The following is a 14,134-nucleotide window of genomic DNA, read 5'->3' as shown; positions in this document are numbered from 1 at the left end:
CGTTGTGGTGCGGCATCTGGCTCTGGGGTTTTCGGAGGCCCGGGCTCTTCAGGAACTCGGGCTGTCAGAAGCTCGGGCTGTGCAATGGATCCGGAGTTAGGGGCTGTTCAGGAGTGGAAGGGCAGTCCTGCGTCGGCGGTCAGTTCGAGGTCGTCCGTCCCGGAGGGCGGCACCAGCGTGGCCGTTCCGTCGGTCACCGGCACGACGCCCAGGTCGAGCAGTTCGGCCATGGCGGCGCTGCCCGCCATGTCGCGCACCTGGAGCTGGTAGCGGGCGGTGGTGCGGTACGCGCCTCCGGCGTCGTCGCCGGTGCGCTGCAGGAATCCCGACTCGGTCAGGAAGACCACGGCCTTGGCGACGATCCCGGTGGTGGAACCGGCCAGTCGCCTGGCGTCCTTGGTGGCTCCGGTCGAGCTGCGCCTCGCGTAGATCCGCCAGGCGGCTTCGAGCCCGGGTGCGTCGGTGGCCGGGTCGCTGTTCTCCCCCTGCTCATCGGCCCGTTCCTCCAGACGGCGGCAGGCCTGGCGGACGAACGCGTCGACGCCGTTGACCGTGATCCGGCCGATGTATCCGTCGTCGGCGAGGTCTTCGGGCCGCGGGAAGGACATGGCGGCGACGGCGAGATGGGCCAGCCCGTGCAGGAAGCGGTCGGCCGAGTCGGCGGCGGCGCGGCGCGCGTAGTCACCCATGCGGACGGCGAAGACCGAGTCCTCCCCCGCGGCGACGGCCATGCCCGCCCGGGTGGAGACCTCCAGGACGACCAGGCCGAGGCCGGTGGCGACCGCGTCGGCGAGCCGGGCGAAGGCGGGGGCCTCACGGTAGCGGCGGAGCAGCTCCGCGTACTCGGCGTCGCGGGCGGGCACCAGCTTCGGCTGGAGCCCGAAGGCGACGAGGCGCGCCGCGTCCGCGGCGTCGGCCGGAGTCACCGCGGAGCCGGCCTGCGGCACGGCGGTGCCGGCCTGGTCGGGCTCGCTCCACGCGGTGTGCTCGGCGTGGGTCTCGCTCACAGCTGCTGCTCCTCGGTCGGTGTCGTTCTGCGCTGCTCCCCGGGTCCTGGCCGCCGGGCTTCCGGCCCTGCGGGCTTCCCGGCCCGGGCATCCGGGGCGGAGCGGATGTCCTGCCGGATGTTCATGCGGACTCCGTGCGGCCCGCGGCCATGCCGACGGTGTCCAGGAGGGCCGTCCCGACGATCAGGTCCGCGCCGCCGAACTCGGAGTCGTCCAGATCGGTGCCGTCGTCCACGGCGAAGAGCAGGCGTTCCTCACCCTGCCGGTACGCGGTGCCGACCGGTGGGCTGGCCGCGTGGATGGCCAGCAGGGCCACCAGATAAGGCAGTTCCGGATCGCGCAGGCGGGCTTCGGCCAGCAGGCCGGAGAGCCGGCGCGGGGCGTCGTGCTCCAGGTCCAGCAGCTCCATCGCGGCTGTCAGCTGCTCCTCGCTGAACCGGCTGTCGTCCGGTGTCGCGATGAGGTCGGGCTCGGGCATCTCCGCGCCCAGGTGCTCCCGCTCGGCCGGCGGGGTCAGCAGAATGTCGACCAGGTCCCCGACCCGTACCGACACGGGTGTGCGCAGTCCGGTGCCCCGGGCGAAGAACGCGTCGGTGACCCGGATGGCCTGCTCCAGCGGCAGTGGCAGGACGGGAGCGACCAGCTGTCCGTACAGATCGAGTCCCGAACTCGCCGTCGGCGGGGCGAAGGCCTGCCGGTCCTGCTCGGCGCGGAAGAGCGGTCCCGCCTCCAGCAGCCGGGACTGGAGCTGGGTGTGGCGGCGGATGCAGTCCTTGACGATGTCGACGAGCTCGGCGGCGCGCCGCTTGTGCTCGGGCTCCTCCGTCTCGTCCCTGGCCTTGCGGATGTTGGTGAGGATCGCGTTCTCATGGCGGTAGCGGTCGGCCACGTGGTCGAGGGCTTCGTCGATCATGTCGGGCACGGTCCTGAGCCAGTCGACCGCGCGGACGTTGCGCCGGGTCGCCTCCAGCGTCCTGCGCAGCGTCTCGGCGTACTGCACGGTCCGGTACCGGGCCTGCTCCGCCGCGAGCTGGGCGTCGGCGAGCCTGCCCCGGCTGATCAGCACCTCCAGCTTGACCTCGGCGGCGATCTGCGCGCTGGTGACGTCCGTATCGAGCGCGCCCACCAGGACGTTGACCGCTTCGTCGGTGGTGCGCAGGAAGACCGTGCCGCCGTGGCCGGGCACCTCCTCGACCAGCTTGAAGTCGTAGTCCCGGCGGACGTACGCGCCGTCGGGACCGAACGTGCCGTAGACCGCGCGGAATCCGCGGTCCACGCTGCCGACATTGATCAGGTTCTCCAGCACCCAGCGGGCCACCCGCTCGTGCTCGTCGGCCGGGCGGCGCGGGGCCTGGGCCGCGACGCGCGGCAGCAGCCTGGCCACTATCTGGTCGTGGTCGGCCCCGGTGTCGAAGTCCATGTTGAGCGTGACCAGGTCGATCGCGGCGAGCGCCACCTCGGCCATGGCGTAGACCGTGTACTCACCGGCCAGATTGGCCTTGCGCACATCGAGGTCGTGCAGCGGGGCCGTGCACGCGAGCGCGCGCAGCCGCCGCGCCAGCCCTTCGTCGGCGGCCGGGCCCGGTGCGGGGCGCGGCCCCGCGCTGAGCTGGGGCGGAACGAATTCCGTCGGGGCAGGCGAAGTCACGTGCACAGATTAGGTCCTCGCACTGACAACGGTCGAAACGGCGCGGATGGGGCGACTGTCGCCCGTGCCCGCACGGCCCGCGACGGCTAGGCTTCGTGCTCCCCGTACCGGCCCGGACACCGCCGTACCGGCCCCGGGCCCGCGCCGTGACCATCCACCGGTCCACCCTGTGTCCACTGTCCGGTCCACACCGCAGCCATCCCTGATCCACCCTGTGTCCACCGTCCGGTCCACCCCGTGGCCATTCCCGGTCCGCCCCGGATCCCGCACCGGTACGACGCGCCGGTGCGAACCCCCGTCCCGCTCCGGAGGGAGCCGTATGAGCAGCACGACCGCCCCGACCGCCGCCTCCCCGGCCGTGGTCGATCTCAACGCCGACCTCGGTGAGGGATTCGGCCGCTGGACGCTCACCGACGACGACGCGCTGCTCTCCGTCGTCACCAGTGCGAATGTCGCCTGCGGCTTCCACGCGGGCGACCCGTCGACCATGCGCCGGGTCTGCGAACTGGCCGCCGCTCGCGGTGTACGGATCGGCGCCCAGGTCTCGTACCGCGACCTCGCGGGTTTCGGGCGGCGCGCGATGGACGTCCCCGCCCGTGAACTGGCCGACGAGGTCGCCTATCAGATCGGCGCGTTGGAGATCTTCGCGCGGGCCGCGGGCAGCCGGGTGTCGTACGTCAAACCGCACGGCGCGCTCTACAACCGCACTGTCCACGACGAGGAGCAGGCGGGCGCGGTCGTCACGGGCGTACGGCTCGCCGGGGGCGCGCTGCCGGTGCTCGGACTGCCCGGCTCGCGGCTGCTGGCGGCAGCCGCGGACGCGGGACTGCCCGCGGTGCCCGAGGCATTCGCCGACCGCGCGTACACCGCGCGGGCCACACTCGTTCCCCGTACCCGGCCCGAAGCGGTGGTGCACGACCCTGACGCGGTCGTCGCCCGCGCTCTGGGCATGGTGCGCGGCCGCTCGGTGGCCGCGGTCACCGGAGAGCGCGTCCCGGTCGACGCGCGGTCGCTCTGTCTGCACGGCGACACCCCGGGGGCCGCGGACATCGCGCTGCGGGTCCGCCGGGAACTGCTCGGCGCCGGTGTGGTCCTGGAGCCCTTCGCATGACGGTCCGGGTACGCGGCCGGGCGCGCCGGCCGCGCGGAGGTCTCCGCCGATGAGGGTGCTTCCGGTGGGCGAACACGCCCTGCTCGTCGAGCTGGAGTCGGCTCCGGAGACGGAGGCCTTCCACGCGGAGCTGCTGCGCCGGCGCGACGCAGGTGAACTTCCCCCGGTGGGGGAGATCGTGCCGGCCGCCCGGACCGTACTGCTGGACGGCCTGGCCCGGCCCCGGGAACTCGCCGACCGGCTCACGACCTGGACCGTGCCGCCGTCGGCCGGTGCCGGGGGTCCCGAGATCGAGATCGCCGTGCGCTACGACGGCCCCGACCTGGCGGAGGTGGCGCGCCGCTGGCAGGTGGCGCCGGAGGAGGTGCCCGGCATCGTCGGGGGCCTGCGGTTCCGGGTCGCCTTCTGCGGGTTCGTCCCCGGCTTCGGCTATCTGTCCGGGCTTCCCGAACGGCTGCGGCTGCCGCGCCGGGCCACGCCCCGTACGGCCGTGCCCGCCGGTTCGGTCGCTCTCGCCGACACCTACGCGGGTGTCTACCCCCGCTCGTCCCCCGGTGGCTGGCAGCTGATCGGCACCACCGGCGCGGTGCTGTGGGACCAGGACCGCGAACCTGCGGCGCTGCTGGTGCCCGGCGTACGGGTGCGGTTCAGCACCGAGGAGCCGGCATGAGGACGACCGGCCCGGAGGATCGGGCGGGGGGCGAGGTACCAAAGGCCGGATTTCCCACGGCCGGTGGTCCGGAGACAGGGGTTCCGATGGCCGGGGTCCCCCGGGCTCTGGAGGTCGTGCGCCCCGGTGCTCTCACCACCGTGCAGGACCTCGGGCGCCCGGGGTACGCGCATCTCGGTGTTCCGCGCTCGGGCGCCCTGGACCCGGCCGCGCACCGGCTGGCGAACCTCCTCGCGGGGAACACGGCGGACGCCGCCACCCTGGAGACGACCCTCGACGGCACCGCGGTACGGGTCCGTACGGACGTCACCGCGGCCGTGACCGGTGCGCCCTGTCCGGTGCGGATCGACGGCCGCCCCACCGCCTGGGGCGCGCCGGTGCGGGTCCCGGCGGGCGCGGTACTCGATGTGGGCGGGGCCGTCGAGGGGCTGCGCAGTTATGTGGCGTTCGGCGGTGGCGTCGCCGTGCCGCCGGTGCTCGGCAGCCGGGCCACCGACCTGCTCTCCGGTCTTGGCCCCGCACCGCTTGCGGCCGGACAGCTGCTGCCGCTCGGTGCCCCGGCCGGGCCTCCGGGCCCGGTGGACGCCGTCCCGCTGCCCGCTCCCCCGGCCGAGCTGGTGCTTCCGCTGATCCTGGGCCCCCGCGCGGACCGGTTCACGGATGCGGCGCTGCGGGCTCTGCCGGAGGCCTGCTACCGGGTCTCGGCCGCGAGCAACCGCATCGGCCTGCGCACCGAGGGCCCGCCACTGGAGCGGTCGGACGGCGCCGAACTCCCCAGTGAGGGAATGGTTCTGGGCGCGGTGCAGGTGCCGCCCGACGGGCTGCCGGTGCTCTTCCTCGCCGATCATCCGGTGACCGGGGGTTATCCGGTGCTCGGTGTGGTCCCCGAGGACCGGCTGGGGGCTGCGGCCCAGGCGGTACCGGGGATTCCGGTGGTGTTCGTTCCCGTGCACCGCCACCCGGCTCCGGCGCCCGGCACCCGGGGTCCGCGGACCCGCTGATCCGGCCGGCCGCGGTCGCCTGCCCACCGGCCGCTTCCGGCCCCGGCTGTCCCCGGCCCGACCGCTGATGAGGCGGGCGGGACGGCCACGTCAGACCGCGGTCCCCTCGGTTCCGATCCGGCTGCGCACCGCGGTCTGCACCTCGGCCTCCTCGGCGGGATCGGCGGCCAGCCGCCGGAGGCGGTCGACCACCCGGATGTCGCCGGTCGCGGCGTGCAGGGCGGCCACCTCGCGGGTGGTCTCCTCGCAGTCCCACAGGCACTCGACGGCGAATCCGGCGCCGAAGGACGGGTCGGTGGCGGCGAGCGCGCGGGCCGCGCTGCCGCGCAGGTGCGAGGAGGCCGTCTCGCGGTACACATGGCGCAGAACGGGCGCCGCGCAGGCGATTCCGAGCCGTCCGGCGCCGTCGACGAGCGTCCAGAGCAGGGCCGCGTCGGGGCCGTCGGCCCGGACGGTCTCGCGCAGCGCGCCGAGCACCAGGTGTGCGTCCTGCGTCCCGCCGCGCCCTGCGAGCACACCGGCTGCGGAGGCTCCCAGCGCGTCGGGCCGCTGCACCCAGCAGCGTGCCCGGTCCACCGCTTCGTCGCCGCACATCCGCTCGAAGGCGGCCACGGCCGTCTCCGCGACGATGCGGGAAGGGCTGTCCACCGCCGCTTCGACGAGGTCCAGCACAGCGGGATCCCGGGCCTCGGCGAGATAGTGCAGCGCCGCACAGCGCGCCCCGTCCGCACCGCTGCGGGCGGCCTCGACGATCGCGGCGCGGTCCCCGGGACCGGCCACGGCGGTGAGGCAGCGGGCGGCGGGCAGGTGCAGTTCGCTGCCGCGTTCCAGACCCTGCTGCGCCCAGTCGAAGACGGCCTGCACGCTCCAGCCGGGCCGGGGGCCCGTCGGGCGCATCTGGCGCTGCCAGCGGTCGAAGGACCCCTGCTCCCCGGCGGCCCGGACCCGGGCGCCGACCGACTCCCGGGGGTCGTCGGCCCACAGCCGCCAGGGCCTGGGTTCGTAGGCGTCGCGCACGGCGGCGGCCAGTTCGGCCTCGCCCTGCGGGGTGGCGGGGAACCGGCCGAGCACGGGCACGGCCAGGGAGCGCAGCCCGGCGTCGTCGTCGCGCAGTGCGAGTTCGTCGAGCGCCCAGGCCCAGTTGGAGCCGGTCGCCGCGTACCGCCGCAGCAGCGCTAGCGCGTCTCCCCTGTCGTACGAGGCGAGGTGCCCCAGCACCGCGAGGGCGAGCCCGGTCCTGCTGTCCTCGGTGACGAAGTGGTCGTCCGGGACGAAGAGGTGCCGCTCGATCTCACCGAGCCCGCCGTCGAGGTCGAGATAGAGGCGCGCGTAGTAGAGCGAGCGGTTCTCGACCTGCCAGTCGTGGCGGGGGTCGCTCAGGACGCAGTGATTCAGGGCGGCCAGCGCTTCCTTGCGCGGTGCGGCGAGCGCGTGCAGCGTGCCGTCGCCGCGGCCCCGCTGGAGGAGGCCGAGCAAGGTGCCGCTCGGCGCTATGACTGGATCGATCATGGAAGAAGCCTCACATCAAGCTGTAGACGCAACCGGGATACGTGGACTACCTGGCCGCGCAACAACATGTTCGGCCGCCCGTTGCCGTCTGCTTGGTGCAGTTCATCTTCCTCTGCCTCTCGTCGGTGGTCCGATATGGACCCGCGACGTCATGATGACCCAGCCAAATCGCCACCGCGACCACATTTACGACAGGCCGGTCAGCGTGCGCCGAACAGCTCCACCAGCTCTGTCTTCCCAAACATCCGCGCGGTATCCACCGCGGACGGAGTCCCGGCCTCCGGATCGGCGCCGCCGGCGAGCAGGGCACGGATCACCGCGTCCTCGCCCTTGAAGACCGCACCGGCCAGCGGGGTCTGCCCCCGGTCGTTGGCCCGGTCCGCCTCCGCCCCGCGGGTGAGGAGCGCTTCCACCGTCGCCGCGTGGCCGTGGTAGGCGGCGAGCATCACGAGGGTGTCGCCGCGGTCGTTGGTGAGGTTCGCCGGGACCCCTGCGTCGACGTACGCGGCGAGCGCGTCGGTCTCCCCGTGCCGGGCGAGGTCGAAGACCTTCGTCGCCAGCTCGACCACCTCGGGGTCCGGAGCCTCGCTCATCGCGCGTACCGCCTTCCATGCCGTGACTGCCGTGAATGCCGCGATCTCGGTTACGGCATGCCAGCCGTACGAGTGAACCGACAGATTACTGCCCGCCCCGGGCGCGCGGCACGGCCCGTGCGCCCGCATCGGCCAGTCAGGTGAATTAAACGACATTTAACCCATTTGCACCTTTTATCGTATAGATACTTTCTGTGAACCTGGAAGAACTCATGGTGACTGTCCCCCCAACCAGGAGAACACTCATGATCCTTTCCATCTCAGGCGTCGTACTGCTGGGCGTCATCGCCTTCCTCTTCTTCAAGAAGGACGGGCTCAAGGCCTCCCACGGACTCGTCTGCGCCCTCTTCGGCTTCTACGTCGCGGGTACCGCCATCGCACCGAGCATCACGGCCGGCGGCGCGAGCCTGGCCAGCATGCTGGGCGGAATCAAGTTCTGACCCTCGGCAACCGCTTCCCTCACCCACCCCAGGAGACAGACGTGGCCCGGCGACCACTTCCCCGCATTCTGAGCAGCAGCAGCGCATCGATCACCCGCAGCCGCGAGATCGCGCGGACGGCCGCCGACAGCGCCACCGATGTCCTCCATCCGCTGATCACCGTCGGACGCGGCCTGCGCAGGCTGGCCTCGGCCGGGCGGCAGCGGTGGGCCGCGACACCCAAGGACCGGCGCGGCCCCGCGTTGTTCCTCGTCGCGGCCTGTGTCCTGGTGGTCGCGCTCATCCCGTACGGGCCGCTGCTCGCCCTGATCACGGTGATGGCCGCGGCCGCCTGGAAGGGGCACGAGCGGACCGTGGTGAAGACCGGGCCCGACGAGGCGGAGACCGCCCGGCTCCAGGCGCTGTACGAGGCCCTGGTGCCGTACTTCGCCGTCCCCGACGATCCCGCTCCCCTCTTCAGCCACGGCGGCGCCTGGGACGAGGCGTTCAGTGACTACACCTTCGACGGCGACGGACGGCTCACCGCTCTGCACGTCGCGTACCCGGCGCACTTCACCGACGGCGAAGCCACGTCCCGTACCCGGATCGAGCAGCTCCTGCACGCCAAGTCCGGGCGCGGGCGCGAGTACCGCTTCGACTGGGACGAGGAGGGCAACCGGCTCGCGATGAGCGTGCTGCCCGCCCTGTCCACCACGATCGCCGCGCAGCCCTTCGTCACCGGGCCCGGCGAGACCGTTCTCGGTTTCACCGACCCGGAAGCGGTGCGGCGCACGGTGCCGGTGCAGGACGGCGAGGGGCAGAGCGACGCACCGCCCGTCGTCTGGCGGACGGGCGCGCGCTCGACCGAACCGCACCTGCTCGTCGTCGGCGAGCCGGGCAGCGGGACCACCACGCTGCTGCGCTCGATCGCGCTCCAGGCCCTGCGGCACGGCGACGTGGTGATCATCGAGGGCAGCGGGACCGGGGAGTACGCCTGCCTGACCGGGCGCAACGGGGTGCTGGCCGTCGAGTGCGGACTCTCCGGGGCCCTGTCCACCCTGGAATGGGCGGCGCACGAGACCGAGCGGCGGCTGATCGCGGCTAACCGGGCCAGGCAGTCCGGGCATCCCACGCCCGAGGACACCAGGCGCCCGCTGTGGATCCTGGTCGACCGGCCCAGCGTCTTCGGGCATCTGGCGGCGGCCGACGGGCGCACCGACCCCCAGGAGCTGTTGCAGGTCCCCCTGCGGCACGGCAGAGCGGCGAGCGTCACGGTGGTGGTGGCCGACCAGCTCGACACGGTGGACGCGCTGAGCGACGCCGTCCGGCACCACACCCGGGCCCGCGTCGTGCTCGGATCTGCGCCCGACGGCCAGATCGAGGCCCTGCTCGGCGCGCCGCCGCACACCACGCCGACGCCCGGGACCCCGCCGGGACGCGGTTATGCCCGGCTCGGGTCCGGGCCGGTGCTGCGGCTCCAGGTCCCGGCCACCCCCGACCCGTACGACGAAGCGACCAGCGAGGCGCACCGCACGGCGGTGCTGGATCTGCTCCCCGGCCGGCAGGGCTCGGCGGACCCGGCACCGGCGCCGCAGCAGACCGCGGCGGAACCCGCTCCGATGGAGGCGGCTCCCCCGGAGACGGCTCCGCCGGAGGCCGGGCCGCGGGTCAGGGAGGCGACGCCGGTGGCGGCCGAGGGCTGACGCAGGTCAGGCGACGAAGGTCCGCGGGGCGTCGATGCCGGTGCTCGCGCCGGTCTCGACCAGCCGCGCGGCGGCCGCCAGCCGCTGCGCGGCCTCGTCGGCCACCCGTCCCCCGACGGTGAACGGCAGTCGGACATACCCCTCGAAGGCCCCGTCGACCCCGAACCGGGGCCCGGAGGGGACCCGCACCCCGACCCGCTCACCGACCTCGGCGAGCCGGGAACCGGAGAGCCCGCCCGTCCGCACCCAGAGCGTCAGCCCGCCGTGCGGCACGTCGAACTCCCAGTCGGGCAGCTCCCTGCGGACGGCCGTGACCAGCGCGTCGCGGTTCTCCCTGGCCTGCGCCCGGCGGATACCGACCGCCGCGTCCCAGCCCCCGGTGCTCATCAGCCAGTTGATGGCGAGTTGCTCCAGCACGGGCGTCCCCAGGTCGGCGTAGGCCCGTGCCGACACCAGGCTGCGGATCACGTCGGGCGCGGCACGCACCCACCCGATCCGCATACCGGCCCAGAACGCCTTGCTCGCCGAGCCCACCGTCAGCACCGTGCTGCCGGCCGGGTCGAAGGCGCACACCGGGCGCGGCATGTCGGTCTCCTCGTCGAGGAGCAGTTCGCTCATGGTCTCGTCGACGACCAGGACCGTGCCGGCCGAGCGGGCCGCGTCCACCAGACCCCGCCGCTGGTCCTCGTCGGCGAGCGCGCCGGTCGGGTTGTGGAAGTCGGCCACCACATAGGCGATACGGGGGGCCGCGTCGCGCAGCACCTGCCGCCATCTGGGCAGGTCCCAGCCTCTGAGCCCCTCGGCCATCGCGACCGGGACCAGCCGGGCCCCCGCCTCGCGCATCAGCTGGAGGATGTTGGCGTACGAGGGCGACTCGACGGCGATGCGCTCGCCGCGCCCGGCGAAGAGGTGGCAGATGGCGTCCATGGCGCCCATCGCCCCGGTGGTCACCATGATCTGCTCGGGCATGGTCGGGATGCCCTGCTCGGTGTAGCGGTCGGCGAGCTTCTGGCGCAGCGCCGGAAGCCCCGCCGGGTAGTCGCCGTGGGTGTGCGCGTACGGCGCCAGCTCTTCGAGCGCTCCCTGGACCGCGCGGGTGAGCCAGGGTTCCGGGGCGGGCAGCGCGGCGGTGCCGAGGTCGATCACCGAGCCGAGCGTCTCGGGCGGCAGCGGTTCCAGACCGCGGGCGGGCAACGGGTTGCCGGCCGGGACGGCGGTCCAGCTGCCCGCGCCCCGGCGGGACTCCAGGAAGCCCTCGGCGCGCAGCGCCTCGTAGGCGGCGGCCACCGTGGTGCGGCTGACCGCCAGCGCGACCGCCAGTTCCCGCTCGGCGGGCAGCCGCGCGGCCACCGGGACGCGGCCTTCGAGGACGAGCACCCTGATGCCGTCGGCGAGCGCCCGGTAGGCCGGCGGCCTGCGCGTGCCGGGGCCGGCCGGCCGTGACTGCTGGGTGCTGAGCTGACGGGCCAGCTGGGCCGCGCCGACCGCCGAAGTCCACTGCGTCATGGAATTCAGTCCACCTTCCCGGAATTGGCCATGGTTGGCCTCGGATTCCAAGCCACAGAGTGTCACGTACCAGTCCACTGCGGCTACCCATCACTGAGGGGGACCACATTGTCCAGGAATGTCATACGCAGGCTTGTGCAGCTCTACGTCGGTCTGGCGCTGTACGGCGCCAGCTCCGCCCTTCTCGTCGACGCGGGACTCGGCCTTGAGCCGTGGGGCGTTCTGCACCAGGGGCTGGCCCGGCTCACCGGGCTGACGATCGGCACCGTCTCGATCATCGTCGGCGCCGCCGTACTGCTGCTGTGGATCCCCCTCAGGCAACGCCCGGGGCTCGGCACCGTCTCCAATGTCTTCGTCATCGGCATCGCCATGGACGCGACCCTCGGCCTCGTCCCGGCCGTCCACGGACTGCCCGGCCGGATCCCGCTGATGGCCGCGGGCATCCTGCTCAACGGCGCGGCCACGGGCCTGTACATCTCCGCCCGCTTCGGCCCCGGCCCCCGGGACGGCCTGATGACCGGGCTGCACCGTCTCACCGGTCTTTCGATCCGGCTGTCGCGCACCGCCATCGAGATCGCCGTCGTCGCCACCGGCTTCGCCCTGGGCGGGACCCTCGGCGTGGGCACGGTGGTGTACGCCCTCTCCATCGGGCCGCTCGCCCAGATCTTCCTGCGGGTGTTCGCGCTGCCCGAGCCGGCCGCCGGCCCGGCACTGCCGGCCCTCGCCACCGCGCAGGCGATACTTCCCGAGTGACGAGGACGCGACACCCCTATCTGGACCACCCGGGCCCGATCCCGTTCGCCCACCGGGGCGGCTCGGCGGACGGCCTGGAGAACACCGCGGCCGCCTTCCGGCAGGCCGAACAGGCCGGATACCGGTATTTCGAGACCGATGTGCACGCCACGGCCGACGGCCGGCTCGTCGCCTTCCACGACGCGACGCTCGACCGGACGACGGACACACGGGGCACGATCGCCGCCCTGCCGTGGAGCGAGATCAGGCGGGCACGGGTGGCGGGCACCGAACCGCTGCCGCTCTTCGAGGACCTCCTGGAGGAGTTCCCCGATGCCCGCTGGAACATCGACATCAAGGCCGGGCCCGCACTGGCCCCGCTGATCGGACTGATCCGCGGCACCGGCGCCTGGGACCGGGTGTGCGTCGGCTCGTTCTCCGAGCGGCGCGTGGCCGCGGCGGCCCGCCTGGCGGGTCCGCGCCTCGCCACTTCGTACGGCATGAGCGGCATCGCGGCGCTGCGGCTGCGCTCCTACGGGGCCCCGGCCGCCCTCCGCACGGGCGCTGTCTGCGCCCAGGTTCCGGAATTCCACGGCCGGATCCGGGTGGTCGACCGGCGCTTCGTACGCACCGCCCACGCCCGCGGACTCCAGGTGCACGTGTGGACGGTCAACGACCCCGGGCGGATGGCCGCCCTCCTCGACCTGGGAGTGGATGGCATCATGACCGATCATCTGACGTCACTGCGCACGGTTCTCACCGCGCGGGGGGCGTGGAACTGACGATCAGGGGGGCGCGGTGTGAGCGCTGGAACCGCGAACGGCGCGGTCGGCACGGCCGACGCGACCACTGCGGCCGACCGTAAGCGCGAGCAGCACGGCTGGTACTTCTACGACTTCGCGTCCTCCGTCTACTCGACCAGTGTGCTCACGGTGTTCCTCGGCCCCTATCTCACCTCGGTCGCCAGGGCCGCCGCGGACGCCGGGGGCTATGTCCATCCGCTCGGCATCCCGCTGCGGGCAGGGTCCGTCTTCGCGTACACGGTCTCGGTGTCCGTGATCGTCGCGGTACTCGTCATGCCACTGGCGGGCGCCGTCGCCGACCGGACGGGACGGAAGAAGCCACTGCTGGCAGGTGCCGCGTACCTCGGCGCCGGAGCCACCGCCGGGATGTTCTTCCTGGACGGCGACCGCTATCTGCTGGGCTCCCTGCTGCTGATCGTGGCCAACTCCTCGCTGGCTGTCTCGATGGTCCTGTACAACGCGTATCTCCCGCAGATCGCGGGGCCGGAGGAGCGCGACGCCGTCTCCTCGCGCGGATGGGCCTTCGGGTACACATCGGGCGCCTTCGTCCTCGTACTGGATCTGGTGCTCTACTCGGGTCACGCGGGTTTCGGGGTTTCGGAGTCGACCGCCGTCCGGATCTGCCTGGCGACCGCCGGGGTGTGGTGGGGCGCGTTCACCCTGATACCGCTGCGCAGACTGCGCGACCGCCGGGTGGGCGCGGTGGCCGGGCGCGGGGCGGTGGGCGCCGGGTGGCGGCAGCTCCTCGGGATGCTGCGGGACATGCGCCGCTATCCGCTGACGCTCTCGTTCCTGCTCGCGTATCTCGTCTACAACGACGGCATCCAGACGGTGATCTCGCAGGCGTCCGTGTACGGCTCCGAGGAGCTCGGCCTCGGCCAGACCACCCTGATCACCGCGATTCTGCTGGTGCAGGTGCTGGCGGTGGCGGGCGCGCTCGGCATGGGGCGGCTGGCCCGGACGTACGGCGCGAAACACACCGTCCTCGGCTCGCTCGCCGTGTGGACGCTGATCCTCTGCGCCGGGTACTTCCTCCCCGCCCGGGCGCCGGTCTGGTTCTTCGCGCTGGCGGCGGCGATCGGCGCGGTGCTCGGCGGCAGCCAGGCGCTCTCGCGCTCGCTCTTCTCCCATCTGGTACCGGAGGGCAAGGAGGCCGAGTACTTCTCGGCGTACGAGATGAGCGACCGCGGACTGAGCTGGCTCGGCCCCCTGGTGTTCGGGCTGGCCTACCAGCTGACCGGCAGTTACCGTGCCGCGATCATCTCGCTGGTGATCTTCTTCGTACTGGGTTTCTTCCTGCTCGCGCGGGTACCTGTGAGGATGGCCGTGGAAGCGGCGGGAAACGCGGCACCGCAGCGGGTTTAGGCATTGAAGTGAAAGGCCGGTAGTGTACGCCTTTGGCTCACCAGGCGGACCGTTACTGCGGGATCAT

At 73.0% G+C, this 14,134-nt stretch carries 14 protein-coding genes; 8 read left to right on the top strand and 6 right to left on the bottom strand.

Features of this window, described 5'->3' with window-relative positions; genetic code table 11:
• Positions 1-107: 107 nt before the first annotated feature.
• From OG285_RS31055 to OG285_RS31045, 3 genes are read right to left on the bottom strand one after another with little or no spacing between them, the layout of a single operon-like run.
• Positions 108-1,007 carry a hypothetical protein gene (locus OG285_RS31055; RefSeq protein WP_356829148.1) on the bottom strand — a complete coding sequence of 300 codons (900 nt, stop codon included), beginning with the start codon at positions 1,005-1,007 and terminating at the stop codon, positions 108-110.
• Complete coding sequence (locus OG285_RS31050) at positions 1,004-1,132, bottom strand: hypothetical protein (RefSeq protein WP_356829150.1); 129 nt, start codon at positions 1,130-1,132, stop codon at positions 1,004-1,006. Before OG285_RS31050 ends, OG285_RS31055 begins: the two co-directional genes overlap by 4 nt.
• Positions 1,129-2,655: a hypothetical protein gene (locus OG285_RS31045; protein ID WP_371792817.1), complete on the bottom strand. Its 1,527-nt coding sequence runs from the start codon at positions 2,653-2,655 to the stop codon at positions 1,129-1,131. Before OG285_RS31045 ends, OG285_RS31050 begins: the two co-directional genes overlap by 4 nt.
• A 319-nt stretch (positions 2,656-2,974) precedes the next feature.
• On the opposite strand from OG285_RS31045, the gene OG285_RS31040 reads away from it, so the two are divergent.
• The 3 genes from OG285_RS31040 (at position 2,975) to OG285_RS31030 (ending at position 5,437) form a co-directional block, all read left to right on the top strand.
• Positions 2,975-3,766, top strand: coding sequence for a 5-oxoprolinase subunit PxpA (locus OG285_RS31040; protein ID WP_356829154.1), 792 nt, complete (start codon positions 2,975-2,977; stop codon positions 3,764-3,766).
• A 49-nt stretch (positions 3,767-3,815) separates the two neighbouring features.
• Positions 3,816-4,436 carry an allophanate hydrolase subunit 1 gene (locus tag OG285_RS31035; protein ID WP_356829156.1) on the top strand — a complete coding sequence of 207 codons (621 nt, stop codon included), beginning with the start codon at positions 3,816-3,818 and terminating at the stop codon, positions 4,434-4,436.
• An 86-nt stretch (positions 4,437-4,522) separates the two neighbouring features.
• Positions 4,523-5,437, top strand: coding sequence for a biotin-dependent carboxyltransferase family protein (locus OG285_RS31030; RefSeq protein WP_371792816.1), 915 nt, complete (start codon positions 4,523-4,525; stop codon positions 5,435-5,437).
• 90 nt (positions 5,438-5,527) lie between these two features.
• On the opposite strand, the gene OG285_RS31025 is transcribed toward OG285_RS31030, so the two are convergent.
• Positions 5,528-6,946 (bottom strand): HEAT repeat domain-containing protein, encoded by a 1,419-nt coding sequence (locus tag OG285_RS31025; protein WP_371792815.1) that lies wholly within the window; start codon positions 6,944-6,946, stop codon positions 5,528-5,530.
• A 200-nt stretch (positions 6,947-7,146) separates the two neighbouring features.
• Positions 7,147-7,539 (bottom strand): ankyrin repeat domain-containing protein, encoded by a 393-nt coding sequence (locus tag OG285_RS31020; RefSeq protein WP_356829162.1) that lies wholly within the window; start codon positions 7,537-7,539, stop codon positions 7,147-7,149.
• A gap of 245 nt (positions 7,540-7,784) precedes the next feature.
• Between OG285_RS31020 and OG285_RS31015 the strand changes: the two genes are divergently transcribed.
• Both OG285_RS31015 and OG285_RS31010 read left to right on the top strand, forming a co-directional pair.
• Complete coding sequence (locus OG285_RS31015; protein ID WP_164267853.1) at positions 7,785-7,979, top strand: hypothetical protein; 195 nt, start codon at positions 7,785-7,787, stop codon at positions 7,977-7,979.
• Positions 7,980-8,020: 41 nt separating this feature from the next.
• Entirely contained in the window at positions 8,021-9,661 is a 1,641-nt protein-coding gene (locus OG285_RS31010; protein WP_371792814.1) for an ATP-binding protein, read from the top strand.
• Between the two features lie 6 nt (positions 9,662-9,667).
• On the opposite strand, the gene OG285_RS31005 is transcribed toward OG285_RS31010, so the two are convergent.
• Positions 9,668-11,167, bottom strand: coding sequence for a PLP-dependent aminotransferase family protein (locus tag OG285_RS31005; RefSeq protein WP_371792813.1), 1,500 nt, complete (start codon positions 11,165-11,167; stop codon positions 9,668-9,670).
• A gap of 30 nt (positions 11,168-11,197) precedes the next feature.
• On the opposite strand from OG285_RS31005, the gene OG285_RS31000 reads away from it, so the two are divergent.
• The 3 genes from OG285_RS31000 to OG285_RS30990 are packed head-to-tail and all read left to right on the top strand — an operon-like array spanning position 11,198 to position 14,067.
• The gene (locus tag OG285_RS31000) at positions 11,198-11,920 is read left to right on the top strand and encodes a YitT family protein (RefSeq protein ID WP_371792812.1); all 723 of its coding nucleotides are present in this window, start codon (positions 11,198-11,200) and stop codon (positions 11,918-11,920) included.
• Entirely contained in the window at positions 11,917-12,681 is a 765-nt protein-coding gene (locus tag OG285_RS30995) for a glycerophosphodiester phosphodiesterase (protein WP_371792811.1), read from the top strand. Before OG285_RS31000 ends, OG285_RS30995 begins: the two co-directional genes overlap by 4 nt.
• An 18-nt stretch (positions 12,682-12,699) precedes the next feature.
• On the top strand, positions 12,700-14,067 hold the full coding sequence (locus tag OG285_RS30990) for an MFS transporter (RefSeq protein ID WP_371792810.1): 1,368 nt from the start codon (positions 12,700-12,702) through the stop codon (positions 14,065-14,067).
• Positions 14,068-14,134: the final 67 nt, after the last annotated feature.

The organism is Streptomyces sp. NBC_01471 (assembly GCF_041438865.1).
Lineage (GTDB): Bacteria > Actinomycetota > Actinomycetes > Streptomycetales > Streptomycetaceae > Streptomyces.
The sequence above is the reverse complement of the archived record's forward strand: the minus strand, read 5'-3'. Positions and strand labels throughout refer to the sequence as shown.